Origin of the sequence: Treponema sp. OMZ 788 (assembly GCF_024181245.1) — a bacterium.
In the GTDB taxonomy this organism is placed as follows: domain Bacteria; phylum Spirochaetota; class Spirochaetia; order Treponematales; family Treponemataceae; genus Treponema_B.
In genome coordinates, this window is record NZ_CP051199.1 from 119,994 (window position 1) to 145,628 (window position 25,635).

General features: G+C 37.0%; 24 protein-coding genes and 1 pseudogene. 19 read left to right on the top strand and 6 right to left on the bottom strand.

Features of this window, described 5'->3' with window-relative positions:
* The 10 genes from sufD to E4O00_RS00545 all read left to right on the top strand — a co-directional run bounded on the left by sufD (window position 1) and on the right by E4O00_RS00545 (window position 10,541).
* On the top strand, window positions 1-1,116 hold the full coding sequence (gene sufD / locus E4O00_RS00500; protein ID WP_253678032.1) for a Fe-S cluster assembly protein SufD: 1,116 nt from the start codon (window positions 1-3) through the stop codon (window positions 1,114-1,116).
* 47 nt (window positions 1,117-1,163) lie between these two features.
* On the top strand, window positions 1,164-3,539 hold the full coding sequence (gene lon, locus E4O00_RS00505) for an endopeptidase La (protein WP_253678033.1): 2,376 nt from the start codon (window positions 1,164-1,166) through the stop codon (window positions 3,537-3,539).
* Window positions 3,540-3,719: 180 nt separating this feature from the next.
* On the top strand, window positions 3,720-4,409 hold the full coding sequence (locus E4O00_RS00510; RefSeq protein WP_253678034.1) for a dihydrofolate reductase family protein: 690 nt from the start codon (window positions 3,720-3,722) through the stop codon (window positions 4,407-4,409).
* A gap of 54 nt (window positions 4,410-4,463) precedes the next feature.
* On the top strand, window positions 4,464-4,694 hold the full coding sequence (locus E4O00_RS00515) for a tautomerase family protein (RefSeq protein ID WP_253678035.1): 231 nt from the start codon (window positions 4,464-4,466) through the stop codon (window positions 4,692-4,694).
* 110 nt (window positions 4,695-4,804) lie between these two features.
* Entirely contained in the window at window positions 4,805-6,220 is a 1,416-nt protein-coding gene (locus E4O00_RS00520; RefSeq protein WP_253678036.1) for a HEPN domain-containing protein, read from the top strand.
* Between the two features lie 157 nt (window positions 6,221-6,377).
* On the top strand, window positions 6,378-7,418 hold the full coding sequence (locus E4O00_RS00525) for a C45 family autoproteolytic acyltransferase/hydrolase (protein ID WP_253678037.1): 1,041 nt from the start codon (window positions 6,378-6,380) through the stop codon (window positions 7,416-7,418).
* Window positions 7,419-7,464: 46 nt separating this feature from the next.
* The gene (locus tag E4O00_RS00530) at window positions 7,465-8,190 is read left to right on the top strand and encodes a hypothetical protein (RefSeq protein ID WP_253678038.1); all 726 of its coding nucleotides are present in this window, start codon (window positions 7,465-7,467) and stop codon (window positions 8,188-8,190) included.
* Window positions 8,191-8,363: 173 nt separating this feature from the next.
* Window positions 8,364-8,837 carry a hypothetical protein gene (locus E4O00_RS00535; RefSeq protein WP_253678039.1) on the top strand — a complete coding sequence of 158 codons (474 nt, stop codon included), beginning with the start codon at window positions 8,364-8,366 and terminating at the stop codon, window positions 8,835-8,837.
* 102 nt (window positions 8,838-8,939) lie between these two features.
* The gene (locus E4O00_RS00540) at window positions 8,940-9,344 is read left to right on the top strand and encodes a type II toxin-antitoxin system HicB family antitoxin (RefSeq protein ID WP_253678040.1); all 405 of its coding nucleotides are present in this window, start codon (window positions 8,940-8,942) and stop codon (window positions 9,342-9,344) included.
* A 153-nt stretch (window positions 9,345-9,497) separates the two neighbouring features.
* On the top strand, window positions 9,498-10,541 hold the full coding sequence (locus E4O00_RS00545; protein ID WP_253678041.1) for a DMT family transporter: 1,044 nt from the start codon (window positions 9,498-9,500) through the stop codon (window positions 10,539-10,541).
* An 84-nt stretch (window positions 10,542-10,625) separates the two neighbouring features.
* Here the strand turns inward: E4O00_RS00545 and E4O00_RS00550 are convergent, their stop codons facing one another.
* Entirely contained in the window at window positions 10,626-11,726 is a 1,101-nt protein-coding gene (locus E4O00_RS00550) for an ISAs1 family transposase (RefSeq protein WP_253678042.1), read from the bottom strand.
* A gap of 119 nt (window positions 11,727-11,845) precedes the next feature.
* On the opposite strand from E4O00_RS00550, the pseudogene yedF reads away from it, so the two are divergent.
* The 3 genes and pseudogenes from yedF (at window position 11,846) to E4O00_RS00565 (ending at window position 13,890) form a co-directional block, all read left to right on the top strand.
* Window positions 11,846-12,440: pseudogene (yedF, locus tag E4O00_RS00555) on the top strand (sulfurtransferase-like selenium metabolism protein YedF).
* Window positions 12,441-12,482: 42 nt separating this feature from the next.
* Entirely contained in the window at window positions 12,483-12,752 is a 270-nt protein-coding gene (locus E4O00_RS00560; protein WP_253678045.1) for a putative Se/S carrier protein, read from the top strand.
* Window positions 12,739-13,890 carry an aminotransferase class V-fold PLP-dependent enzyme gene (locus E4O00_RS00565; RefSeq protein ID WP_253678047.1) on the top strand — a complete coding sequence of 384 codons (1,152 nt, stop codon included), beginning with the start codon at window positions 12,739-12,741 and terminating at the stop codon, window positions 13,888-13,890. The genes E4O00_RS00560 and E4O00_RS00565 overlap by 14 nt, the downstream gene beginning before the upstream one ends.
* Window positions 13,891-13,958: 68 nt before the next feature.
* Here E4O00_RS00565 and secF read toward each other — a convergent pair whose 3' ends face one another.
* The 4 genes from secF to E4O00_RS00585 form a co-directional block, all read right to left on the bottom strand.
* On the bottom strand, window positions 13,959-15,200 hold the full coding sequence (secF, locus tag E4O00_RS00570) for a protein translocase subunit SecF (protein WP_253678048.1): 1,242 nt from the start codon (window positions 15,198-15,200) through the stop codon (window positions 13,959-13,961).
* Window positions 15,184-16,965 carry a protein translocase subunit SecD gene (gene secD / locus E4O00_RS00575; RefSeq protein ID WP_253678054.1) on the bottom strand — a complete coding sequence of 594 codons (1,782 nt, stop codon included), beginning with the start codon at window positions 16,963-16,965 and terminating at the stop codon, window positions 15,184-15,186. Before secD ends, secF begins: the two co-directional genes overlap by 17 nt.
* Before the next feature lie 51 nt (window positions 16,966-17,016).
* On the bottom strand, window positions 17,017-17,430 hold the full coding sequence (gene yajC, locus E4O00_RS00580; RefSeq protein WP_253678056.1) for a preprotein translocase subunit YajC: 414 nt from the start codon (window positions 17,428-17,430) through the stop codon (window positions 17,017-17,019).
* A 116-nt stretch (window positions 17,431-17,546) separates the two neighbouring features.
* Entirely contained in the window at window positions 17,547-18,647 is a 1,101-nt protein-coding gene (locus tag E4O00_RS00585; protein WP_253677274.1) for an ISAs1 family transposase, read from the bottom strand.
* Window positions 18,648-18,871: 224 nt separating this feature from the next.
* Between E4O00_RS00585 and E4O00_RS00590 the strand changes: the two genes are divergently transcribed.
* Entirely contained in the window at window positions 18,872-19,267 is a 396-nt protein-coding gene (locus E4O00_RS00590; RefSeq protein WP_253678058.1) for a single-stranded DNA-binding protein, read from the top strand.
* A 50-nt stretch (window positions 19,268-19,317) separates the two neighbouring features.
* On the opposite strand, the gene E4O00_RS00595 is transcribed toward E4O00_RS00590, so the two are convergent.
* Window positions 19,318-20,118 (bottom strand): SDR family NAD(P)-dependent oxidoreductase, encoded by an 801-nt coding sequence (locus E4O00_RS00595; RefSeq protein WP_253678060.1) that lies wholly within the window; start codon window positions 20,116-20,118, stop codon window positions 19,318-19,320.
* 155 nt (window positions 20,119-20,273) lie between these two features.
* Between E4O00_RS00595 and E4O00_RS00600 the strand changes: the two genes are divergently transcribed.
* The 5 genes from E4O00_RS00600 (at window position 20,274) to mnmA (ending at window position 25,601) form a co-directional block, all read left to right on the top strand.
* Window positions 20,274-21,224: a phosphoribosylaminoimidazolesuccinocarboxamide synthase gene (locus tag E4O00_RS00600; RefSeq protein ID WP_253678061.1), complete on the top strand. Its 951-nt coding sequence runs from the start codon at window positions 20,274-20,276 to the stop codon at window positions 21,222-21,224.
* Complete coding sequence (gene purE / locus E4O00_RS00605) at window positions 21,221-21,700, top strand: phosphoribosylaminoimidazole carboxylase (RefSeq protein ID WP_253678062.1); 480 nt, start codon at window positions 21,221-21,223, stop codon at window positions 21,698-21,700. The genes E4O00_RS00600 and purE overlap by 4 nt, the downstream gene beginning before the upstream one ends.
* Before the next feature lie 170 nt (window positions 21,701-21,870).
* Window positions 21,871-23,268, top strand: coding sequence for a hypothetical protein (locus tag E4O00_RS00610; RefSeq protein ID WP_253678063.1), 1,398 nt, complete (start codon window positions 21,871-21,873; stop codon window positions 23,266-23,268).
* A gap of 27 nt (window positions 23,269-23,295) precedes the next feature.
* Window positions 23,296-24,504 (top strand): S-methyl-5-thioribose kinase, encoded by a 1,209-nt coding sequence (gene mtnK, locus E4O00_RS00615; protein ID WP_253678065.1) that lies wholly within the window; start codon window positions 23,296-23,298, stop codon window positions 24,502-24,504.
* Window positions 24,504-25,601 carry a tRNA 2-thiouridine(34) synthase MnmA gene (gene mnmA, locus E4O00_RS00620; protein ID WP_253678071.1) on the top strand — a complete coding sequence of 366 codons (1,098 nt, stop codon included), beginning with the start codon at window positions 24,504-24,506 and terminating at the stop codon, window positions 25,599-25,601. The genes mtnK and mnmA overlap by 1 nt, the downstream gene beginning before the upstream one ends.
* Window positions 25,602-25,635: the final 34 nt, after the last annotated feature.

The following is a 25,635-nucleotide window of genomic DNA, read 5'->3' on the forward strand; positions in this document are numbered from 1 at the left end:
ATGAGTGACAGAACTTATTTTAAACGGCTTGACTATACAAAAGCGGATGTTCCTACAAAGCCTTTTTGTAATTTAAACTGCCGGGCCGAAGATAAAAGTATAGAGCAAATGCCGATTGAGCAATTTTTAAAAACCGCCCCATCTGAAGATATAGAAAACTTCTTTGACTTTACAAAAACAAGGCGCGAAAAAAATTGCGGCCTCGGGGATAATTATGTTCAAGAGGTAAAGGATAAAAGGAATTCGGGTATTTATGTAAGGGTAAAAAAATCGGAAGATGAGGAGTATGTTGCCAATGTTCTCATCAATTTTACAATGGATCAGGCTAACAATGTTCTTTATGATCAAAATCTCATTGTAGTTGAAGAAGGAGCAAGGGCCAAAATCTTTTTTTACCATGATGTGAAGGCCTACGACTGCTCAAAGGCCGATATTTTTAGAAACGGCTTATTAAGCATAGTTGCCGGAAAAAACTCTCAAACAGAATTTATAAAGGTGCAAAATTTGAGCCATTGCGGTATCAACTTTGAAACCGTAAAGCTTTATGCGATGGAGAAGGCTAAAGTTACTCTTTACGATATTCAGCTTGGAGCAAAGATAAACGGAGCGTCAACTTCTACCTATATGCCGGAGGAGTGGGCCGAGGTTCAAATATACCCCCTTTACTTTGCAGATAAGACAAGGCGCATCGACTTGGAGCAAAATTTTATCATCAACGGAAAAAATTCCCTCGGCGCAATTACCGCAAAGGGAGCCTTAAAAAACAAGGCTCACAAGATGTTCCGGGGCAATATCTTTTTAAACAGGGGCTGCTCAAAGTCCATTGCCCGCTTTTCGGACAACACGATTATGCTGGATAAGACTACCGTCGGCTCTACAATCCCGACAATCTTTTGCGATGAGGATGATGTTATCGGCGAGCACGCTGCGAGCTTTGAGGCTGTAAACAAAGATAAGCTTTACTACCTTATGACCCGAGGCTTTGACGAACTGAGCGCCAAAAAACTTATAATAGAGGCAGCCTTTAAGCCCGTTTTTAACCGCATTGACGATGAAGCGATCAGAGAAAAGCTGTTGGAAGAGTTTAGGATAAACCTGGATGAGATAACGGAATAACTCCTTTTCCGATTGACTTTTTTTTCAAATATTGAGATATTTAGAGAATGAGTGATAAAAAAGAAATTGTTCCGATTGAAAGTTTGCTGCCGCAAAAGCTGAATATTATTCCCTTGAGCGGCAGACCCATTTTTCCCGGCATTTTTACGCCGCTTTTAATTAATGCACCCGAAGACATAAGATCGATTGAAGATGCTTATGCGGGCGACGGCTTTATAGGGCTTACCCTTCTTAAAAACAATATAGAAAATCCTCAAGCCAAGGATTTGTACAAGGTGGGCTGTGCCGCCAAAATTGTGCGTAAGATAAATCTGCCCGACGGCGGACTCAATGTTTTTATCGCAACGCAAAAACGCTTTAAGATACGCAAAACGGTCAACGATACAAATCCGATAGTCGTAGCCGTTCAATACCTTGATGATGAAGAAGAAAAAAGCCACGAGGTGGAAGCTCTTACCCGCGCCCTCATAAGCGAGATGAAGCAGCTTTCCGAAAACAATCCCTTGTTCTCTGAAGAGATGCGGCTCAATATGATTAACATTGACCATCCCGGAAAAATAGCCGACTTTATCGCAAGTATCTTAAACATTCAAAAAGAAGACCAGCAAAAGATTCTTGAAACCCTAAATGTAAAAAAGAGAATGGAAGAGGTCTTTGTTCACATTAAAAAAGAACAAGAACTTTTACAGGTTCAGCGCAAGATTCAGGAAGACCTTAATATGCGGGTCGAGAAAAACCAGCGCGACTATTTTTTAAGGGAAGAGCTAAAGTCAATCAAAGAGGAACTTGGGCTTACATCGGATCCTAAGACCAATGAAGAAGAAAATTTTGCAAAGAGGATAGAAGAATTTCAGTTTACGGGCGAGGTAAAAGAGGTGGTGGATTCCGAGTTCGAAAAGTTTAAGATGCTCGATCCCTATTCCTCCGAATACATAGTTACCCGCAATTACTTGGAAACCATTCTTTCCCTTCCGTGGAAGAATTCTGAGCCGGAGGAGTATGATATTGCAAAGGCTCAAAAGATTTTAAATAAGGATCATTACGGGCTTGAAGACGTAAAGACCCGAATAATAGAATACCTTTCAGTGCGTAAACTCAAAAAAGACACCAAGGGTTCTATCATCCTTTTGCTCGGCCCGCCCGGCGTAGGTAAAACGAGTGTCGGAATGTCTATCGCCCGTGCTATGTCTAAGCCCTTCTTCAGGTTTTCGGTCGGAGGCATGAGGGATGAGGCCGAAATAAAGGGCCACCGAAGAACCTACATCGGTGCCATGCCGGGTAAAATCCTCCAGGGCTTAAAGATAGTAAAAACTAATTCTCCGGTCTTTATGATTGATGAGGTCGATAAGATGGGGCAAAGCTATCAGGGCGACCCCTCAAGTGCCCTCCTCGAAGTTTTAGACCCCGAGCAAAATATAAACTTTAGAGATCACTATTTGGATTTGCCCTTTGACCTTTCCAACATAGTTTTTATCCTCACGGCTAACACCCTCGATTCCATTCCCCGTCCTCTTTTGGACAGGGCCGAGGTAATAAAGCTTTCGGGCTACATCGATGCCGAAAAGGTACAGATAGCAAAAAAACACCTTATTCCGAAAAGCCTTGAAAAGCACGGCCTCAAAAAAAATCAGGTGGTTTACAGTCAGGACATGCTCCTCTATATTGCCAACTCTTATGCAAGGGAAGCCGGAGTACGTAACTTTGAAAAGAAGCTTGATAAGATTCACCGCAAGGTCGCAACCGAAATTGTAAGCGGCAAAAGAAAGGAAGACGAAAAGCTTACAGTAACAAAGGCCGATATTGAAAAGATGCTCGGCAAGGTTATCTTTCGCGATGACGATATCAAAAAGGCCGATGTTCCCGGTACCTCGATTGGTCTTGCTTGGACTTCGATGGGCGGGGATACTCTTTTGATAGAAACGGCATCGATGGCCGGAAAGGGCGGCTTTAAACTTACAGGCCAGGCCGGAAACGTTATGAAAGAATCCGCCGGTATAGCTCTTTCTTGGACCAGAATGTTTGCCGTAAAACATAAGATAAAAAATGCCGACTGGTTCGAAAAAAATATAATTCACCTTCACCTACCCGAAGGGGCGACTCCCAAGGACGGACCTTCCGCAGGTATCACCATGGCCACGGCTCTTTTATCTCTTTTTTCGGGTAAAACAATCAAGCCGAAACTTGCAATGACGGGAGAGCTTTCACTCACCGGCCAAGTCCTTGCCATAGGCGGCCTAAAAGAAAAAACCATAGCCGCCCGCCGCAACGGAATAAAGGAAGTTATCATTCCGCAGGCTAACACAAGGGACTTGGACGAAATCCCCGACCACATTAAAAAGGGCATAAGCTTCCACCCCGTAAGTCATGTCGAAGAAGTCTTGGAAATAGCCTTTAAGGGTGCACTGACAAAGAAGAAGAGGTAGGGGAAGGGTGTAACTCCACCAAAAATAAAACTTAAAATAGCTCTCATTTGCAAAATAGTTGATATTATTTGCTTAAGTACTTGAGGAGTAGCTTTTTTGATGTATTGTATGGATGGGGATAAGATTATGTTATACGGACGCCCGCACTGGGGCGCTTAATAGTAAAATGGAAATCAAAATATGGAAAATAAGAACAGACCAATAACGACATTGTTTATGCTGGTATCAGTTGATGGAAAAATAAGTACAGGCTCGACTGATGAACTTGATGTAGATAAAGATTTTCCTAAAATCAAAGGTTTAAAAGAAGGCCTGCATCAATACTATGAAATCGAACAAACTACTGATTTATGGTCTTTTAATACAGGTCGAGTTCAGGAAAAGATGGGAGTAAACAAAAATACTTTACCTCCAAAAACACCTGTTTCATTTGTTTTGCTAGATAATTCACATTTGGATGAGCGAGGAATAAAGTATTTTTGCGCCAAGTCAAAAGAATTTGTTCTTATGACATCTAACAAAAATCATCCAGCTTATTCAGTTAATGAGGAAAATTTTCATATATTGTATCAGGAAAAATTTTCTTTAAAGAATGGTCTTTACCAGTTAAAAAATGATTTTGGCTGTGAACGTCTTACCGTTCAAAGCGGAGGCACTGTGAATTCTATTTTTCTACGAGAAAAGCTGATTGATTTTGTAGACATAGTTTTGGCTCCTGTCCTCATAGGCGGAAAAGATACATCCACACTTATAGACGGTAAATCCATAATGTCTGAAAAAGAGCTTGCATCATTAGGAGTATTGAAGTTATTGGAGTGTAAAACTTTAAGCAATTCATACATTCGTCTTAGATATAGGGTAATCAGCTGAAGTTTAGGGCTAAACAAGATAGCAGCAAACCCCGCTTTAATCGGAGGAAAATAAATGCCACACGTAGAAATCAAATGTTTTCCTGGAAGAACAGAAAATCAGAAGAAATTGTGTGCTAAAAAAATTTCAGAAGTAATCGCAGAAACATTAGGATGTAAAACTTCAAGCGTTTCAGTAGCAATTAAGGATGTCCCAGAAGAAAAATGGAAAGAAGAAGTTTGGAACAAATCAATTATTTCGGAAAAGGAATTTTTATATAAGAACCCAGAATATACATGTAACTGAAAATCTTACAAAATAAATAGTACGGTATAACAAAGGTTCGTAGCCGACAGCGGGTCGAGCCCGCTGCGGTACAACCAATTGTTAGATTGACCCTTCGGGCAGAGGAAAATATGGATATACTAGATGAACTAAAATCCGAAACAAGTCTTGCTAAAGATATTTTACTGTTATCAAAAATAGCAAAGCCGTTTGATCTTAATGATATTGAAGAAACTTTGATACCCGAAAATCATAGTTTCGTTGATTCTGATGAAGAAAGTAAGTTTTTTTCGATATTTGATAGAATTATGGCCAAATTCCTTAAGCATTACTATAAATATAACCTATTTCCTTCATCACAATGTATCTATCAATTATTCTTCTACCAAATAAAAACAAAACTTTCTCAGTTAATAAAAGATGAAGTGATTTGGGAATTAGTAGAGAGTGTTGCAAAAGATGTTGCAAAGTATCAGTTGTTTAATGATTGTCTAATAATTCATCCTTTAGCAGATTTTGGTTTTAAGAATATTGGAGCTTCGCTTTTTTTTACAAAAAAAATTAGAACCTTTTATTTCAAACATGAAGAGTTTTTGATATTTCCGCAAGCTAATAGTCTGGAGAAAGTATTAAGAAATATTAAGCGTGCAATTAATTATTTTAAACTAGACAATAAAAAAGTAGATCGAGAATTATTTGAACATTATCAGCGAGCAAGAAATACAAAATGGTTAATAAAAAACCCAATAATAATACATAAGATGTCTCAAACTTACCAAGGATACTATGAAAATCAAGTTTTTATTGTTAAACAATTAGAAAAACATATATCACTTTTATATTTGTATAAATGTCTCTCAGATCACAATCAAATAGAAAAGAACTCCCTGTTTGATACTAATAGAACTAATAATTTCCAAACATATGATGAATTTCATTACTTTATAATTAATAAAACGCCTGAAGGTTATAAGCCAGAATGTATTCCTAGGCACTATAAACTCAGCCGTTTATTTGAAACTACTCGCTTAAATATTAGTATAGGCATGTCGAAAAAAAAGTCAGATAAAGAAAAAATAGATAAATTATACCAATACTTGACAACTATCTATACAAATTATTACTCATCGAATATTAGTGATAATGATACAAAAATGAGGAGATCGCTAGGGTATTTTGTTCGGTCTTATCAAGCCGAGTATTATGAGGATAGAGTTCTTTTTTTGTGTATTGCCTTTGAAATGATACTCAGCGAAGGTAAAAAAGATGATATTGGTGGTCATATCTCAAATATCTTGCTCTATCTCACAAAGGGAAATGAAGAAGACAAAAAGAAATTTCAAGATCTATATAATTCACGTAGTGGGGTAGCACACGAAGGAACGGCACGAAAGTGCGATTTAGAATACTGTCAGTACTTGTATACAAAAATCCTACTAATTATTATCACTGATACTGATATTGATTTTAAACAAAAAGATCCATTTTCAAATTACATAACTAGAATTAATGAAAAAAAAATCGGTTTTAAACCTGAAATAAAATAAGTCTAACACCCGCTTCAACCTGACAAACGGGACTGAGCCCGTTTGCAGGTTAAGCGAATGTTAGGGGGACGCCTGTCGGCGCGATTCGTATTAAAAATTTGGTTAGTTGACATTAAAATTTGTTTTTGTAAAATTATGGATATATTAGGGAGTAAATATGTATCATCCAAGATTCAAAGGCAATCATTATGCAATGGGGCAAAAACTAGGTTCTATATTAAAGCAAAGTAATGTTTCATTTCCGATAAATCTCGATTCATTTCAAAAGAAATTTGGAAAGGAAAGTGGTATAATTCTAAATGATATGTTTCCAGAGATAGTTGCAGAAATTAAAGGAATAACTGACCAAATAGGAATAGATAATGCTATATTTACATCTTGGTTAATGTGTATGGGGTGTTGTCTTGATGTATATGAAAATGAATCTACTGAGATACGAGGTTGTACTGCTTTTACTTTTATTCATGATGAAAAAGTTTACTATGCAAGAAATAATGATTTACCCCCATTTCTGGAACCAATCAGTAAAAGTATTTATTATAGACCTGAAAATGGAAATAGTTTTATTCTAAATACTTCTTCATTTGTTAATGGCGAAGAAGGTATTAATGAATATGGGTTGGTTGCAGCTATGACATTTGTAAAACCTATCATTGAAGAAATTAAGCCGGGAATAAATTCTGTTCTTATTGTTCGATTGGTATTAGAAAAATGTAAAACAGTAATTGAAGCCGTTAAATTTATTGAGGAATTACCTATTGCTTCAAGTTGTAACATTTTGCTTGCGGATAAATTGGGAGATATGGTTGTGCTTGAATGTCATCCGAAAAAAATCAATAAAAGAATGCCAACGATAAGTAGTATAAATGGTAAATATATTGTAACAGTAAATCATTTTACTTCAAAATCTATGTGGAAATATGATGAAAGTAATCGTGATATTTTTATGTCAGATGCTAGATTTAAAACAGTGAAGTTAGCATTTGATGCTTACAAAATTACGGATGCCGTTCAATATGCAAAAGATATACTCATGGGTAAGTATGGCTTTATGTGTCAATATCCAGATGATGGGAATTTTACTACAATATGGGCATCCTTAATGAATATTTCTGACGGTAATATATTAAGGGCTGAAGGACATCCTTTAAAGCGCAAGTTTGTGCCAGACAAGCGATTAAAAATGGATTTACACTGACAAGCACTTCAAGTTGACATTGCCTTTGTCATGAAAAGGGGAATAAATGAATATTAAAACAGCAATTATTGTTTCTTCAGTTTTATCGTTAATTGTGTTTGTTGCATTTGTAATTGGCATGTTTTTTAGTGGGTTGACAATATTTTCTGGCAAGTATAATTATGATGCGCTATCAGCTTTAGCTACCTTATTTGTAGCAATATTTGGTCCATTAGTTTCATTAATCGCCGCATTCCTTTTCTATTCATCACTTCTCGCTCAGAAGGAATCAATTAAACTTCAAAGAGATGAGTTTTCTGAATTTGTTAAATCAAATGACTTTAATATTCAGAATATTAACTTTTCCTTGGTTTTAAAAGAAATTAAAGAGTTTAATACAGATTCAAGTCTTAGAGTAGAAAATCATTACTCATCAACAACTGATGAAATGCTCACAAAAATCGATCTTATAAATGAATTAAAATTGCATCTTATCAATCCAGGAAAAGCTATTAAAAGATCGGCAACAATCCTAGATGGAGATATTTACGAAACAAAAGAATTTATCCATTGTAATGTCGGAGATAAAATTTGGTATAAAGATCATAAGTGTGAGATTGTTCAAAGAAAAGAAAAAGAGATTAAAGAACTTGAAAGAAGATTCTGGATTATTTTTAGCACAATGTACTCTTTGATTAATACAAGTAATAACAAGGATATTTTTAAAAAAGTTTTTACCAGTATATTACCTTACGAATATTTTGAATATAGCCTGGGCTTATTTGGTAAATGAGGTGGACATCCGGACAATCAGATTATTGTGGAATTGCTTGATTACTATAAACATGAGATAAGAAATTTGACCTAACACTCGCTTCAACCTGACATTGCGGACGGAGCCGCAAATGCAGGTTAAGCGGTAGTTAGATTGATTGACGGCAATGCCGTCAACATTGGTGCAGGGATATGAGAAAATCAATATTTGAAACTATAATTCATAGTAACATAAAAAATATTTGGAAAATAATAACCGATAATGAACATTATTCGTGGCGGAGTGATATTTCAGAAATCAACACCCCCGACGCAAAGCATCGGGGTATTAAACCCTCCGCACGAATAAAAATTATTGAGCCTTATCATAAATTTATAGAAGTATCAAAAAATGGCACGCAAATAGTTTTTACAATAACAGCAATAAAACCATATAGTTTGTATGAATTTGATATGGAAAATAAATATTTTAGAGGACATTGGATTGGTCATTTTTATGAACTTTCAGAAAAAGAAACAAAAATAGTGTTCACAGAAATCTTGAATATAAAAAATCCTATTATGGAAATACTTTCATATATATGTATGAATTTAAAAAGGATGCAAAAAAAATATATTTCGGATTTGATTAAAGAATTGGAAAAACAAAAAGTATCAAGCACTTGAAATTATACACATAATGCGTATAATAAGATTAGATATACAATGACAGTGAAAGCAATTCTAAAGCAGGCAGGATTGAAATAAGGATATATGGAGGAATATAAAATGAAATTAGCATATCCGGCAATAATAACATATTGTGAAGAAGATAATAGTTATAGTATAGAATTTCCCGATTTGCAAGGCTGTGTTTCCGGAGGTTTTTCTCTTATAGAAGCGATAGAGATGGGAATAGATGCAGCATCAGGATGGATATTAACGGAAATCGAGGAGGGAAATGCTGTTCCAAAAGCAAGTGATCCGACAAAAATAAAACTACCTGATAATAAAAGTTTCATAAATATGCTTATTTTAGATATGGATTCGTATAGTGAAAAATATTCAAGCAAATGTGTAAGAAAGAATATAACACTCCCAAAATGGGTGAATACGCTTGCAGAAAAAAATAATGTAAATTTTTCACAATTATTACAGAACACGATAGTAGAAAAATATGCAGGTGTTATGTAAAAGCATCTAACCCCCGTTTCAACCTGACAATACCGCCTTGTTGCAGGTTAAGCGTTAGTTATGATGACATACCTTCAGCGCAGGATAAAAAATGAAATCAACTGAAGTATATAAAACTATAAATATAATAATTTAAGAAGGTTTTAATTGAAAATGAATAAAAATATAATCGCAATTATTTATGCAGTTGCTGCAGCAGTTTTTTATGCATTAAATGTTCCTTGTTCCAAAATACTCCTTCAAAATATTTCACCTGTATTTATGGCCGGACTTCTTTATATTGGAGCAGGGCTTGGCGTAGGAATTTTGTATTTATTTAATTTTAAAAAAGAGCAAAAATCTGAACGGCTTGATAAAAATTATTTACCGTACACTATTGGAATGATTTTTCTTGATATTGCCGCTCCAATTTTGTTAATGCTTGGAGTGAAATACGGAACTTCATCAAATGCATCTTTGCTTGGAAATTTTGAAATAGCAGCTACAGCATTAATTGCATTGATTATATTCAAGGAAAAAGTGACATGGAGATTATGGCTTGCAATTCTTTTTATTACCGCTTCAAGTATAATTCTTTCGTTTGAGAACATTGAAGGATTAAATTTTTCCATAGGCTCTTTGTTTGTTCTTGGAGCAACAATTTGCTGGGGATTGGAAAATAATTGTACCCGCAGAATGTCAGATAAAAGTACATATCAGATTGTAACAATAAAAGGACTTTGTTCAGGATTTGGTTCGATAATTGTAGCTTTTGTTTCCGGTGAAACCGATTTTACTCTTAAATATATTCCTTTTGCATTATTGTTGGGATTTGTATCCTACGGATTAAGTATTTTTACATACATTCGTGCTCAAAAATACTTGGGTGCAGCTAAAACAAGTGCATATTATTCGATTGCACCATTCATAGGAACATTTTTGGCTTTTGTATTATTAAAAGAAAAAATATCAACTAAATATATATCGGCATTATTCGTAATGATTATAGGTACTGCCTTTGCCGTGTATGACACATTAATTAGAAAACATTTGCACGGACATAGACATACATTTACACATACACATAACGGCATAACGCATACCCATACAATATCCCATTCTCATTTACATAATCACTTTATTTCTGATTCAAAACATGGTCATCATCATAGCATTGAGGAATTAGAGAATGAATTGAAAATTGAGTCAGAGAAATAAAGCCATGTCTGTAGATAGAAAAATTTTATGTAAAGAAATGTTTACAACATCTTAATATTCCAACACGGCTTACGCATGAATTCCTTAGCTAAATAAAACATTAAACCTAAATGAATCATCAAAAGTACAAAGCATTTTCTTCCTTTTCAGAGTTTTACCGTTTTGATACATTTTCATTCGATTAAAGCAAATCCTCCTTAAAATTGCTATGTTTTCAGCAGTATTTTTTTCTCGAATTTGACATTCATCGTCTCTAAATATTACATCCAGCGACCAGTGTAAGGTGTTTTCTATTGTCCAATGTGTTCTTACAGCTGTTACAAACTCATTTATATCCTCTATACTGCTAATAAAGTAACGCTTTTCACTGTATTGTTTGCCTTTGCACCTTACAGTGCTTTTGACCATTCCAAAACTCTTTAAATTTGCCCATTTATTCTTATCTGCAAACCAGTTTATATTAGAAGAAAGAAAGTATTCTCTTTTTTCTTCTCTGCCATGCCCTATATCCAAGGTTTCAAATCTTAAAAGTGTGTTTTGAAAGTCTTTATCTTCTATAGAAAAATAATCTTTTACATCATTATACGCTGCCGGTTGATTTTCTTTTAGAGCCAATACATAATCACATTTTTTCTTTGTGATTTCTTTTGCTATTTCTTTTTGACAACCCATGGCATCTATAGTAATTATCGAGCTTTCTAGTTTTAAAAGGTTAAGGAGTTCAGGAATTGCTGTGATTTCATTCGATTTTTCAGCACATTTTATTTGTCCTAGTACAACTCCCGCTTCGTGAGCGAATGCACTTACCAAATGAATACCTCTACTTTGTTCACTTGCACTTCCACGTAATGTTTTTCCATCAATGTGAATGTATGAACCTGCTGGAATATTAAGGGATTGTTCAATCCACGAGATAAAAAGGTTTTGAAATTGTTTGGGATTAATCATCGCAAGGACTCTTCCTATGGTGTCGTGCGAAGGAACTCCATTTTCTAACAATAGTCCTACCTCATTTTTTAGCCAATCCTTTTTTACTTCGGCAAATTCCCCTATTTCAAATACAGTTTGAACTCCGCTACAAACAGCACACAGTGCTATTACCAATATTTCGCTGATTAGATGCTTTACTTTGGCAGACTGACGATTATCATTAAGTTCGTTAAAATATTCTTTTAATGTTTTCATAGTTTAAATATCGGCTATTTTTTTTCATGCGTAAGCCGTGATATTCCAATCTTCATCATTGACTAATTATAATCATTTATGATAATATATCTAAAAAATTAATATATAGAGAGGTCATTATGATAGAAGTAAATGCTATGGGACAGGCTTGTCCTATTCCCGTTATTATGGCAAAAAAAGGCTGTAAGGGAAAATACGGGGAAAGAAAATATCTTGGTCAAGGTTGACAATGAAGTTGCAACTCAAAATCTTTCGAAGATGGCTGCCCAGATCGGTATAGGAGTTGAAGTAAGCAAGATAAATGAAAAAGAGTTTACCGTTATTTTAAAAGCCGCGGAAGGAGTAAGTTTAAATCCTGTTGCGGTGCCTCAAACTTCTAACACCGAATATGCCGTTGTGATAAACTCGGATCAGATGGGATCGGGAGATGAAGGTTTCGGAAAAAAACTTTTGGAAGGCTTTATCTATGCCCTCACGGAACAGGATGTGCTTCCCAAGTTCGTTATCTGTTATAATTCCGGTGTACGGCTTACAACCGAAAACGAAAAAACCGTAAACGACCTAAAGGCCCTTGCCTCTCAAGGCTGCGAGGTTTTGTCTTGCGGGCTCTGTCTGGACTTTTACGGGCTTAAAGAAAAGCTTCAAGTCGGTTCTCCCACAAATATGTACCGCATTACCGAAATTATGCGTACCCATTTTGTAGTACGCCCCTAAGTTCATCAAATTATAATTTAATAAGATATCGAGGTAAAAGATTTGAAAACCTACGGCGTTTTTTCGTTTTCGTCTTCTCATCATGCAATCGCCGCCGAAGCCGTAACTTCCGGCGGGTCGCTGACTGATGCGAGGCTTATTCCGCTGCCGCCCGAGATTTCGGCGGGCTGCGGGCTTGTTCTAAGAGTAAATGAAGACGGAATAAAAGAAGCCTCCCGCCTCTTAGCTGAGGCCGAAATTCCCTACACGGGAACCTATCTTTTAAAAACAGAAAAAAGTGAGAGGTTTGTGGAAAAATATGATCTATCTTGACAATAGCGCTACCACCCTTCAAAAGCCCGAAAGTGTGGCTCAAGAGGTGTTTAGAGGCCTTGCTTCAAACAGATTCGGGAATCCGGGCCGCGGGGCTCATTCTTCGGCTCATGCAGCCCTCACAGAGCTTTTTAAAACAAGGCAAACTTTGGCAAGGCTTTTTAACATAAAAAATCCATTAAATGTTGCCTTGTGTCAAAATGCTACTTCCGCCTTAAACCTTGTAATAAAAGGCCTTTTTTGGGGCAAAGAAAAAGATTCCCATATCATAACCTCTGCCCTTGAGCATAATTCTGTTTTGCGGCCTCTCTACCAGCTTGAAAAAGAAGGGGCTAGCCTTTCTGTTATTCCCATCGAAGAAGGCTTTTTGCGTTATGATCTAATCGAAAAAGAAATCGAAGAGCACACCAAGGCGATTATAGTAAACCACTGTTCAAACGTCATTGGCTCAATCTGTGATTTGGACAGGGTTCATTCCGTATGCAAAAAACACGGACTAATCATGATTGTGGATGCTTCTCAAAGTGCGGGGACAATTCCTATAGATGTTTCAAAATACGGACAAAGCATTTTTTGCTTTACGGGGCACAAGGGCCTTTACGGGCCTCAGGGTACAGGCGGAATTATCGTAAACGGAAACTTTGATTTTTCACCTGTCTTTTCGGGGGGAAGCGGGGTTCATTCTTTCGATAAGGTCCATCCTTCCGAAATGCCCGATATCTTTGAAGCGGGAACCATGAATGTTCCCTCCTTTATGGGGTTAAATGCCGGAGCCTCCTATGTTGTAAAAACAGGCATTGATTCAATTCAAAAAAAATTGGCCGATTTAAAATTAAACTTTATTGAAGAAATAAAAAACATTCCCGGTATCAAAATATACGGAAACCCTTGGAGCGAAAAAACGGGATCTGTTGTAGGCCTAAACATAGGCTCTATCCCTTCGGGCGAAATAAGCCGCATCCTCGATGAGGACTACGGTATTGCAAGCCGCCCGGGAGCTCACTGTGCTCCCTTGGTACACAAGACTTTCGGCACCGAAGAGCAGGGCATAGTCCGATTCAGCTTTTCTTCGTTTAATACCCTTGAAGAAAGCAAGCAAGCTGCTGCCGCTTTAAAAGAAATAGCCGACAGGGCATAAAAAAAGCGGCCGATTTTTCAAACCGGCCGCTTGCTAAAACCTTACAATACAAAGATTTATTTTTCTTTTTAGATAACTGCTCCTGAAAGCTCGCCGGGGGCCTTTTTGCCTCTGGTAATCATCTCTCCGGCTTTTTTACCCTTGGATGTTGCAGCGATAAAATAAGAAGCAATGTAAATTGACGAATAGGTACCGCTTATAAGACCTACAATTAAGGCTAAAGCAAAGTCCTTCATGGCATCGGTTGTAAACACATAAAGAGCTACAACTGCAACCATTGTCGTCATTGTTGTAATAATTGTTCTGGTAAATACTTCAGTTAAAGCCTTATCCAAAACTTCGTTACATTCAAGCCTTGGCTCAAGATGAATCTTTTCACGGATACGGTCAAAGATAACGATTGTATCGTTTATTGAGTAACCGATAATCGTAAGGATTGCAGCTATGGTCGTCGAGTTAAATTCCATTTGAGTCCATGAAATGAACATAACCATTATCATTGTATCGTGAAGCAGGGCTAAGATAGCAGCTACAGAAAAGTTCCACTGGAATCGGAACATTGCATAAACAAAGATTAAAACCAAGGCTCCGCCTACAAGCAAAATTGCCTGTTTTGCCAAAGAAGAAGAAAAGCGTGAGCCCACAAAGTCCGTACCCATAACCGCAATGTTTTCAGTACCGTAGGCAGCATTTAAAGCAGAGGTTATAATTGAGCGAAGCTCTTTGTTTGCATTCTCATATTTTCCGTCATCTGCAAGTCTTATCTGAAAATATCTGTCTTCAGGTGTTCCCAATTGCTGAACGGAAACCGAAGGAATGGAAGAAAGAGCATGGCGCACCTCGTCAGTACTTATGGGTTTAAGACTTTTATCCAAATAATGGAGTCTAAAAATTTCTTGAGAAAGACGGGGTGAGGACTCTGAATTCGTAAATAAGTCTTTGAGCAGTGTGTTTGCAGATGCATTTATTTTAACCTTTAGACCTTCGATAGAAGCAATACCGTCAGCAAAGTCTTTAAGAGTCGGATTATCGGCAAACTTAAATACGTAAGATTTGTTTTCTGCATCCAGAGAGGTGGTCGTAATTGAAATGTCGGATATACCTTGTGAAAAGGAAACTGTTAAAGGGCCTTGATAGGAAAGCTCTAAGGCTGTAGGTGCTATTTTTACCTTTTCGATAAAACCTGCTTGGAAGTCGATACCGAAATTGATACCCTTGGTAAAATAACCTGCAATTCCAAAAACCATGAGCCCTATACTTAGAATAATGCCCGGAACGAAAAATTTTGAAAACCTAATTATTTTTTTCATTTTCTAACTTCCTCCAGCTGATATGAATCTTATTGAATTTTAGGGTTTGAGTTCCGAAGTCGAATATTAAGCGCGACACAAACAAGGCGGTAAAGACTGAGGAAACAACACCTATAGCTAAGCTGTATGCAAAGCCCTTTATCGGTCCTGTTCCTAGGATGGAAAGGAAGAAGGCTGCTATAAAGGTTGTGATGTTCGAGTCCATGATAGCAGAAAAAGCGTGTTCAAAACCGGCGTTTATGGCCGCTTCCCTTGTTTTACCGAGTTTTAGTTCTTCTTTTATTCTTTCAAAAACCACAACATTAGCATCGACTGCCATACCTATAGTCAAAATCATACCTGCAATACTGGGCAGGGTTAGGGTTAGGTTGAATGCCGAAAGAATACTGAACATTATGTAAAGGTTTAAGATTTGGGCAATACAGGCATTGACTCCGGCTTCTTTATAGAATACGAGCATGAAGATCAAAACGGCGATTAAGCCCCACTGTAAGGCCATGATGCCTTCGTTAATTTTTTCATCACCTAAGCTGGCTCCTACAACCTGCTGTGTTTCAAGCTGTAGAGGAACATTTAACCATGCAGTTCTTAAAACGGTTTTAAGGTTATTTGCTTCCGTTGCAGACATTCCGCTGATGCTTCCCGCTCCTCCCGTAATGGGTTCTTTAAGGTTGGGGGCAGATTTTATCTTGTTGTCCGAAACGATGGCAAGGCGTTTGCCTACGTTGTTTGCCGTTAATTCCGCAAAGATTTTTGCTCCTTCTGCATCAAGTGAGAAGTTTACAAGCGGGTTATTGGATCTTTGATCTGCTGAGGTGTCTACGCTTACAAGGTGCTTGCCTTCAAGACCTGCTTGTTTTTTTACGACGAGGAAGGGTTCTCTATCATCCCTTTCATCTATACCGTAGGCATCTTTGTGGTATACTCCTAAGACCATGCAGTCTTCAGGTATAATTTCGGGGTTTAAAAGATTGTATTCGGCATCGAAGGTTTTCCCGGGGTTGTTTCTGTAATATTCTCTAAAAGCCTGAGTCGCCTCATCATCCACTATATGAAAGGCCAAAATACCGCGTCCCATGATAATGGAGTTGATCTTATCGGCATCGGCTGCTCCCGGCATTTCGATATAAATGCGGTCATCTCCTTGCCGTCTGATCACCGGGTCTGTAAGACCAAATTTATCTATTCGGCTTCGAAGAGTATCCATAGCCAAATCCATGGCCGCTTTTTTGGAATCGCTTATTGTTTCGCTGCTTGCTCCGTCTGCAGAAATAGCTGCATCTAAGTCGGCTTTGATAATAACAAGCATACCGCCCGACAAGTCAAGTCCCAACTTTACGGCATTTGTTTGATATTTTTTTATGCCTAAAATCGAATCCCTATACGCAGTTTCTAAAATAGGCTGGGCTACCGGAATGAACTTTTCTTTTGAAGAAAGTTTAAAACTTGCTGCTACATCTTGAGCCGTCCATTGCGAGGGAATTTCCATACCCAAGGTCTTTCTGCGGGCCTTAGCTTCTTTAATTATAGGAGCATACTTTTCCGAAAGGGGCTCTTTTGAGCCTGAAACAGCCATTTCTATCAGCTTGTCAACATCAGCTCTGGCCATGTTTTCGGAATAATCTTTAATCTTTTCTCTTGATGCCAAGGCTAATGCTTTATCTTCTTGATTTGTCCAAAAATACCATTTAAGAGTAGGATGTAAGAAAACAAAGCATAAGGCGATAACAAGAAGAACTACGATAAACCTAAATCTTTTACTCATTATTTATCTCCCTTTGCGGTTCTAAACTTAAAATTTAAAACCGCAAATAGTTTATTTTGATTCGTTTTGTGCTGAAGTATCGGTGCTTTCGGAATCATTGGATTTTTTTCCGAATAAAGATCTTTTCTTTTCTCCATCTCCGCCGAAATCGGGCTTGGGAGGCTCATCTTTTAAGACAGCACCTACTGCAGAGCGGTTAATTTCGATTTTGCAGTTATCATCAACTTTTATAATAATAGTCTTTTCTTTTGTGGAGCTCACAACACCGTGAATACCGCCGATGGTGATAATTTTATCTCCCTTTTGAAGCTGGGAGATCATTCTTTCAGTTTTTTGCTGTTCCTTTTTTTGCGGCCGGATAAGCAAAAAATAAAAAATTACGAAAACCAAAAGCATTGGTATTAAAAAACCGAAGGAGCCGAAAGCACCTTGAGGGGCTCCTTGCAATAAAGGTATAAAATTCATAAAACCCATCCTTTTTAAATTAATTTAAAATATAAATATAGTGAAACACAATACCATATTTTTATGTATTCAGTCAATAAGAGGTCAGCTTTTAACACGGCTTACGCATGAATTCCTTAGCTAAATAAAACATTAAACCTAAATGAATCATCAAAAGTACAAAGCATCTTCTTCCTTTTCAGAGTTTTACCGTTTTGATACATTTTCATTCGATTAAAGCAAATCCTCCTTAAAATTGCTATGTTTTCAGCAGTATTTTTTTCTCGAATTTGACATTCATCGTCTCTAAATATTACATCCAGCGACCAGTGTAAGGTGTTTTCTATTGTCCAATGTGTTCTTACAGCTGTTACAAACTCATTTATATCCTCTATACTGCTAATAAAGTAACGCTTTTCACTGTATTGTTTGCCTTTGCACCTTACAGTGCTTTTGACCATTCCAAAACTCTTTAAATTTGCCCATTTATTCTTATCTGCAAACCAGTTTATATTAGAAGAAAGAAAGTATTCTCTTTTTTCTTCTCTGCCATGCCCTATATCCAAGGTTTCAAATCTTAAAAGTGTGTTTTGAAAGTCTTTATCTTCTATAGAAAAATAATCTTTTACATCATTATACGCTGCCGGTTGATTTTCTTTTAGAGCCAATACATAATCACATTTTTTCTTTGTGATTTCTTTTGCTATTTCTTTTTGACAACCCATGGCATCTATAGTAATTATCGAGCTTTTTAGTTTTAAAAGGTTAAGGAGTTCAGGAATTGCTGTGATTTCATTCGATTTTTCAGCACATTTTATTTGTCCTAGTACAACTCCCGCTTCGTGAGCAAATGCACTTACCAAATGAATACCTCTACTTTGTTCACTTGCACTTCCACGTAATGTTTTTCCATCAATGTGAATGTATGAACCTGTCGGAATATTAAGGGATTGTTCAATCCACGAGATAAAAAGGTTTTGAAATTGTTTGGGATTAATCATCGCAAGGACTCTTCCTATGGTGTCGTGCGAAGGAACTCCATTTTCTAACAATAGTCCTATCTCATTTTTTAGCCAATCCTTTTTTACTTCGGCAAATTCCCCTATTTCAAATACAGTTTGAACTCCGCTACAAACAGCACACAGTGCTATTACCAATATTTCGCTGATTAGATGTTTTACTTTGCCAGACTGACGATTATCATTAAGTTCGTTAAAATATTCTTTTAATGTTTTCATAGTTTAAATATCGGCTATTTTTTTTCGTGCGTAAGCCGTGAGCTTTTAAAAAATAGTTTTTTTTCGTTAAATTTTATAAAAATATTTTTAAAATTTTACTAAAAATTGCGTTTACAGGTCTATAATTAGTTGAAAGCAAGGAAGCGGCGCCGTCCTTCAGCTTTAGTAATGTTTTGAACAATCGTTCACATTTAGGTTATTTTTTTGATTTTTGGAGGTATGAAATGAAATCATTAAATTCGCTTATCATCGAGGGAAACATGGTGCGGGAACCTGTTTTGAAAACTACAGCAAATGGAACAGCTCTATGTACTTTTTCTATTGCTTCAAACAGAAACTACAAGAAAGATGATGCCTTTGTTCAGGAAACTTCATATTTTGATGTGGAAACATGGTCAAGTCTTGCAAAATTATGCGAACAAAACGGGGCTAAGGGCAGGGGAGTTCGGGTTGTAGGCAGAATTAAGCAGGATAGGTGGGTCGGTACTGACGGGAAAAGCTACAGCAAGGTAAAGGTTGTTGCAGAACATGTAGAATTCAAACCCGTCTTTAAAAATTCGGGAGATAAGGCTGGGGCAAGGGAGGAGGTGCTTATTGAAGAAAAAGTAATGGCATTTTAAAACATAACAATCTCCATTTTGCTATCAAGGCTTAAGGCCTTGATAGCTCCTTATTCCGCATAGAGTTTTTGTACAATAAAAAGTGCAAGCCTGCGGGGTAAAATCCTATATAAAAAAAGAAGAAAGGTATAAGTCCAATTATAAGGATAAAAAAATGCTATTTTTCTTTTTTCTGCGAGGGAGGCAACGAATCTTCCTAACTTTTTTGGGCTCATTCCCTTTTGTTCGTCTTTTTCCATTTTGGAAACGCTTTTTGAAATTCTTCCATTATAAATATCGTCTCCGGAATTTGATTTGTCCCTCGCAGCCGTGAAGGGGGTAGCAACGTCTCCGGGCATTATCAGGGCACAGTCTACACCGAAGGGCTGAAGTTCCGCTTTAAAAGCTTCTAAGAGTTTTCCTAAAGCAGCCTTTGATGCAGAATAAAAGGCTTGAAAGGGGATGGCTATTTCTCCTGCTATAGAGCTGATCACAAATATCCTTCCGAAAGACTGAGGCCTCATATATGAGGCTGCTGCCCTGATAAACAAAAAAGCACCGAAAAAATTTACATCCATCTGTCTTTTTGCCTCTTCAAGGCTTGTAAATTCTACGGCTCCCGAAATGCCGAATCCTGAGGCACATACGGCTAAATCAATCCTCCCTTCCTTTTCCCAAATATCTGCAAAAGCCCTTATCAGTTTTTCTTCATCCGTAATGTCAAGAGAAATATGTTTAGTTTGATCTTGAGGCAAACTTAAAAATTCTCTGCGGCTCATGGTGTATACAAAATAATTTTTTAAAATCAAGGCCTTTGTAATTTCAAGACCTATACCGCTTGAACCTCCGCTTACCACCGCTATTTTTTTCACAACTATACCCTCTTTTATTTAATTGCAATTTACCCCCATTATAGATAAAATTATATTTTTCTTCTATCGGAATACTCGCAAATTGCACGGATACTTGAAAATTTATAAATCTTCATATATACTTGGCGGGTAAAAATTATCCTAAGGAGTTTAAAATGATTTCACGAAATGCAGCTTTTAGAGAATCTAATTTACCTCTCCCCGCAAAGCAAACCGGAAAGGTCAGGGATTGGTATTCACCTGAAACAGGCAAACGCTTGATTGTAACAACCGATAGAATTTCTGCCTTTGACAGGGTATTAACGGCTCTTCCGTATAAGGGGCAGGTTTTAAACCAGCTTTCTCTTTGGTGGTTTGAAAATACCAAGGATATAATCAAAAATCACATAATATCTTGTCCCGATCCTAACTGCATTATCGTAACGGAGGTTAAACCCCTTCCCATAGAGGTAATAGTTAGGGGGTATATCACCGGTGTAACTTCAACGGCTCTATGGTATAGATATTCCTTAGGCGAAAGAAATATTTACGGGTATGATTTTCCTGAAGGTTTGACAAAAAATCAGGCCCTGCCTAAGCCTATTATAACTCCTACTACAAAGGGCGGTCCCACGGGGCACGATGAAAGGCTTACCTGCGATGAGGTTGTTTCGCAAGGCTATCTATCAAAAGAACAATGGGACTTTGTGCAAAGAGCTGCCCTTGCCCTTTTTGAGCGAGGTCAAAAAAGTGCAAAAGAAGCGGGCTTAATTTTGGTTGATACAAAATACGAATTCGGTGTAGATAAGGATAATAATATTCTTTTGATAGATGAGGTACATACCCCCGATTCTTCACGCTATTGGAAGCTCGACACTTACGAGCAAAGATTAAAAGAAGGTAAGGAGCCTGAAAACTTCGATAAGGAATTTGTAAGAATGGCCTACGCAGCAAAGGGCTACCGCGGCGACGGCGAAATCCCCGAACTCGATGAAGAGGTCTGGAACGAGGCTATTCAGCTTTATATTACGGCCTACGAAAAATTGACAAAATCGAAATTTGTTCCGGGAGAATATCCGGCTGAAGAACGTATAGCAAAAAACTTAAAAAAGGCAGGTCTAATGTGAAACCTCTTGTAATAATACTTATGGGCTCGTCCTCAGATATGGGCCATGCAGAAAAAATAGCCTCAGAGTTAAAGATTTTTGGAATAGAGTACGCTATCAGAATCGGCTCGGCTCATAAAACGGCAGAGCATGTTGTTTCTATGTTAAAAGAATATGAGGCTCTTGATAGGCCGAAGCTATATATCACAATTGCCGGAAGGAGTAATGCTCTTTCAGGTTTTGTTGACGGTTTTGTAAAGAGTGCGACAATTGCCTGTCCTCCTCCTTCCGACAGCTTTGCAGGGGCAGACATTTATTCTTCTCTTAGGATGCCTTCGGGTATTTCTCCGGCACTGGTGTTGGAGCCTAAAAATGCCGCCCTCCTCGCTGCAAGAATCTTTTCTCTTTATGATAAGGAAATAGCAGGTGCAGTCAAATCTTATATGGAATCAAATGCTCAAAGAATAATCGAAGACGATTCCAAATTAAAAAAATAAAATTTATAAAAGGGCAGTCTTGTAATATTAGGCTGCCTAAATAACGTTATGGTGGAATAAAATGCTCAAAAGATTTTTTTTTAACGGCTGCACTATGCTGCCTTTTTATAACTAATCTTTATACTCAAAACACTGATGAAAAACTCGAAACCGATAAGCCGCATGCTGTTATGGCTTATAAGATTGAAAGTGTTGAATACATCGTAAAAGGCTTTACTAAGGTGAAACCGCTATCGGCTAAAGTTCCTGTAGATACAAATCGGGTGTTTACCTCTAAAGAAGAGTTTGATGTTTATATTGCAGAGCTTAATAAGGAATTTAAAAATATCCGTACAATTGAAAAACATGAAATTACTTTCGATTTTTTAGAGCCTCAAAACAACATTACTCCTGTAAAGCTTAAAATATATGTTAAAGACACTTGGAATATGATTGCTCTTCCATATCCAAGTTTTGATTCGAATGAGGGATTCGAATTTAAAATAAAATTAAAAGATTTTAATTTTTTAGGCACTCTTGAACCTTTTACAATGGATTTGATATATAAACGAAACAATGATGGAAAATCGGTTTTTGAGATTGGTTCAAGATTCGCTTTACCTTTCTATATTAATCCTGTTAAATTGGTTTGGAGTAATGATTTAGGAATGAAGGTAGATCAAGATAAAAAATTCGGATTTGATTTTACAACCGGTCTAAGTACTTCATATAAATTAGGTGTTGATTGGCTGACTTTAACTGCAGGTGTTACACAAGGTATAAAGGTATCTGCTTCTCCGTCAGAAAAAGATTATTATCTTACAAACGGATTATATACATCATTGGCATTTGATATATATAAAAATCAAACATTAGGTACGATTAAATGGATTCCTTATTTTGGAATAGAGGGAGATTGGAAGTTTGCAAAAGTTACCAATGATGATCACAAAGGGCTCAATATTAAGTGGTCACATAAGCTCTCAATGGAAAATGTAAACTGGGTAAATAATTTCAGACAAGGATTTGATTTAGAATTAAATAATAATTATGATTATAATACATATAAAAAAGGAAATGTAGATGTTTCTTTTGGTATGGAAACAAAGGGCTTTTACTCTTTCGTGGATAGAGTCGGCCTTTATGGACGGTTTGATTTTCATTATAATTTATTTGATAAACATTCAGAAAGAAGCGGAAGTTTTCTACGCGGGATTTTAAACAACCGAATTTCTACAGATACGGCTATGAGTTTTAACTTTGATGTACCAATAAAAATAGGCGTTTTTAAATGGGAAGAAATTACCGGAGTGGCATGGACACGCTTTTTCGGCTTTGAACTGCACATATCTCCATTTATAGATACGGCCTTGGTTCATGATCCTGCATCAAACACTTATTATAATCCCAAGTATGGCTGGTATTCCGGCGGCTTAGAAATCATAATGTATCCTATAAAAATGAGAAGCATTTATGCCCGTATAAGCTACGGTCATGACCTAAGAGAAATAAAAAATGAATCAGGTTATGCAAAGCGTGACGGCAAACCTGTTTCAGAAATTTTTATCGGTATAGGACTTCACTATTAAAAAAGATGTTATTAAAACGGAGGCAAGATGCGCTTTAGTTCCCATTATAAAATGGAAGGCGATGATATAATCGATTATGTTTTTGAGCATACCAATTTTTTCGATTCAAACGAAAATTTAGTTTGCGAAGAAATCGGCGACGGCAACATAAACTATGTCTACCGCATTTTTGACAATAACACAAAGAAATCGATTATTTTAAAACAAGCTGATGTTCAAACAAGGGTGCGTCCCGACGGGTATTTGAATCCCGACAGGAGCACCCGCGAAGCCGAGGTTTTAAAACTTTATAACGAATATTCTCCTGATTGTTCTCCGAAACTAATTTATACCGATTCGGTGATGGCAGCAATCATAATGGAGGACATAGGTTCTTATTCCAATTTAAGAACGGAGCTGATGACCGGTAAAATTTTTTACGGACTCGAAAAGCTAATTGCTGGTTTTATTGTAGATACTTCTTTGTCTTCAACCGATTTATGCTTGGGTTATCAAAAAAAATCTCAAACAGCCTCTAAATTTTATAATCCCGATCTTTGTAAAATTACGGAGGACTTGGTGTTCACTCATCCTTATAAGGATGTAAGGGGAAGAAATATTTTGTTCCCCGAAAATGCCGAGTGGTTGAAAAAAAAGTTTTATGAGGACTCCAAGCTCATTGCAAAAGTTGCAGCCTTAAAAGAGAAATTCAATAATTATCCTCAAGGACTTATTCACGGGGATCTCCATTCAGGTTCTATCTTTGTAAAAACCGAAAATGAAAAAACAAAGATAAAAATAATCGATCCGGAATTCGCCTTTTACGGTCCAATAGCCTATGATCTTGGAAATGTTCTTGCTCATTTTATCTTTGCTGAAAGCTATGCAAAGTATTCGACTCTCTTTGCTGATGAGCAAAAACAAAAAGCCGATTTCCTACTTTGGATTGAAAATGCAAAAAAAGATTTGCTTAAATTCTTTTATATTTTTGCAAAAGACTGCCTTTCTAAAAACATAAAAGACCCGATGTATAAAAGTGAAATTTTTATTGATGATTATATCGAAAAAATAAAGATAGATACAATTTCTTTTTGCGGTACCGAATTAAACAGGCGGATAATCGGCTCTGCAAAAACGCCTGAAATTACGAGCATAAAACAAATAGAAAGCCGCATCCTTCTCGAAAGAGAATTGGCCGAAACAGGCTGTGCCATGATTTTAAACCCCGAAGAAGTTTTAAGAGGTCTTGAAGCCTGATGAAGGTTCTTGTTGGTTTAAGCGGAGGCGTTGATTCCGCTGTTGCGGCAAAATTATTAATCGATCAGGGGTATGATGTTACAGGCGTTACGATGCAGCTTTTACCGAATCTAACCGGTATTTATAAAGAGCAGACTGATGATATTGAAGACGCAAAAAAAGTTGCCGCAAAACTAGGTATAAAACACCTTGTGTACGATATGCGGGAAACTTTTAAAACTGCAATCATCGATTACTTTGTTGAAGAGTACAAATTGGGAAGAACGCCGAACCCCTGCTTTATATGCAACAGCAAAATTAAATTCGGCATTTTTTTGGAACAAGCCTTAAAGGACGGATTTGATAAGATCGCAACAGGCCATTATGCAAAAATAGAAAAAACCGAAATTGGCGGAGAGGAAAGATTTTTACTAAGACAGGCTAAAGACAGCCAAAAAGATCAAAGCTACTTTTTAGCTCTTCTTACCCAAAAGCAGCTTTCCCATTCTATTTTTCCGTTAGGAGATTTTACAAAAGAAAAAGTGAGAAGTATAGCCGAAGAGGCGGGGCTTATAAATGCTCACCGCCCCGACAGCCAAGACATCTGCTTTGTTCCCGATGACGATTACACAAGAGTAATAAATGCCCTCGCAAAGGATTCTTTTAAAGAAGGCAAATTTGTAGACACGCAAGGAAAAGAAATAGGCCGGCACAAGGGACTTCAATACTACACGATAGGCCAAAGGCGCGGACTTGCAATTGCGATGGGCTATCCCGTCTATGTCGTAAAAAAAGATGTAAAAACAAACACCGTTACTGTAGGCAGGGACAAAGAACTTTTTGCCGAAAGCCTCATCGCTTCAAAGGTCAACCTAATCTCAAAAAAAATAATAGATAAAGAAATAGACATTGAGATAAAAACACGCTACCGCCAACAAAAGAAAAAAGCAAAATTAATTCCGCTAAAAACTGAGGAGCTTAAACCTACAGGAAAATTTAAGGTAGAATTTATAGAGCCCGAAAAAGCCGTAGCCGAAGGGCAAGCCGCAGTTTTTTATGACGGGGATTATATTATCGGCGGCGGCATAATAGAATCGGTTGAGAGACTTGAACATTAATTTTACTACAAGACAAAGTTCAAAAAAAATGTTA

Excerpts from the sequence above, each read along its gene's own strand:
- sufD (WP_253678032.1), top strand. The coding sequence starts at position 1 with ATGAGTGACAGAACTTATTTTAAACGGCTTGACTATACAAAAGCGGAT.
- lon (WP_253678033.1), top strand. The coding sequence starts at position 1,164 with ATGAGTGATAAAAAAGAAATTGTTCCGATTGAAAGTTTGCTGCCGCAA.
- E4O00_RS00510 (WP_253678034.1), top strand. The coding sequence starts at position 3,720 with ATGGAAAATAAGAACAGACCAATAACGACATTGTTTATGCTGGTATCA.
- E4O00_RS00515 (WP_253678035.1), top strand. The coding sequence starts at position 4,464 with ATGCCACACGTAGAAATCAAATGTTTTCCTGGAAGAACAGAAAATCAG.
- E4O00_RS00520 (WP_253678036.1), top strand. The coding sequence starts at position 4,805 with ATGGATATACTAGATGAACTAAAATCCGAAACAAGTCTTGCTAAAGAT.
- E4O00_RS00525 (WP_253678037.1), top strand. The coding sequence starts at position 6,378 with ATGTATCATCCAAGATTCAAAGGCAATCATTATGCAATGGGGCAAAAA.
- E4O00_RS00530 (WP_253678038.1), top strand. The coding sequence starts at position 7,465 with ATGAATATTAAAACAGCAATTATTGTTTCTTCAGTTTTATCGTTAATT.
- E4O00_RS00535 (WP_253678039.1), top strand. The coding sequence starts at position 8,364 with ATGAGAAAATCAATATTTGAAACTATAATTCATAGTAACATAAAAAAT.
- E4O00_RS00540 (WP_253678040.1), top strand. The coding sequence starts at position 8,940 with ATGAAATTAGCATATCCGGCAATAATAACATATTGTGAAGAAGATAAT.
- E4O00_RS00545 (WP_253678041.1), top strand. The coding sequence starts at position 9,498 with ATGAATAAAAATATAATCGCAATTATTTATGCAGTTGCTGCAGCAGTT.
- E4O00_RS00550 (WP_253678042.1), bottom strand. The coding sequence starts at position 11,726 with ATGAAAACATTAAAAGAATATTTTAACGAACTTAATGATAATCGTCAG.
- E4O00_RS00565 (WP_253678047.1), top strand. The coding sequence starts at position 12,739 with ATGATCTATCTTGACAATAGCGCTACCACCCTTCAAAAGCCCGAAAGT.
- secF (WP_253678048.1), bottom strand. The coding sequence starts at position 15,200 with ATGAAAAAAATAATTAGGTTTTCAAAATTTTTCGTTCCGGGCATTATT.
- secD (WP_253678054.1), bottom strand. The coding sequence starts at position 16,965 with ATGAGTAAAAGATTTAGGTTTATCGTAGTTCTTCTTGTTATCGCCTTA.
- yajC (WP_253678056.1), bottom strand. The coding sequence starts at position 17,430 with ATGAATTTTATACCTTTATTGCAAGGAGCCCCTCAAGGTGCTTTCGGC.
- E4O00_RS00585 (WP_253677274.1), bottom strand. The coding sequence starts at position 18,647 with ATGAAAACATTAAAAGAATATTTTAACGAACTTAATGATAATCGTCAG.
- E4O00_RS00590 (WP_253678058.1), top strand. The coding sequence starts at position 18,872 with ATGAAATCATTAAATTCGCTTATCATCGAGGGAAACATGGTGCGGGAA.
- E4O00_RS00600 (WP_253678061.1), top strand. The coding sequence starts at position 20,274 with ATGATTTCACGAAATGCAGCTTTTAGAGAATCTAATTTACCTCTCCCC.
- E4O00_RS00610 (WP_253678063.1), top strand. The coding sequence starts at position 21,871 with ATGGCTTATAAGATTGAAAGTGTTGAATACATCGTAAAAGGCTTTACT.
- mtnK (WP_253678065.1), top strand. The coding sequence starts at position 23,296 with ATGCGCTTTAGTTCCCATTATAAAATGGAAGGCGATGATATAATCGAT.
- mnmA (WP_253678071.1), top strand. The coding sequence starts at position 24,504 with ATGAAGGTTCTTGTTGGTTTAAGCGGAGGCGTTGATTCCGCTGTTGCG.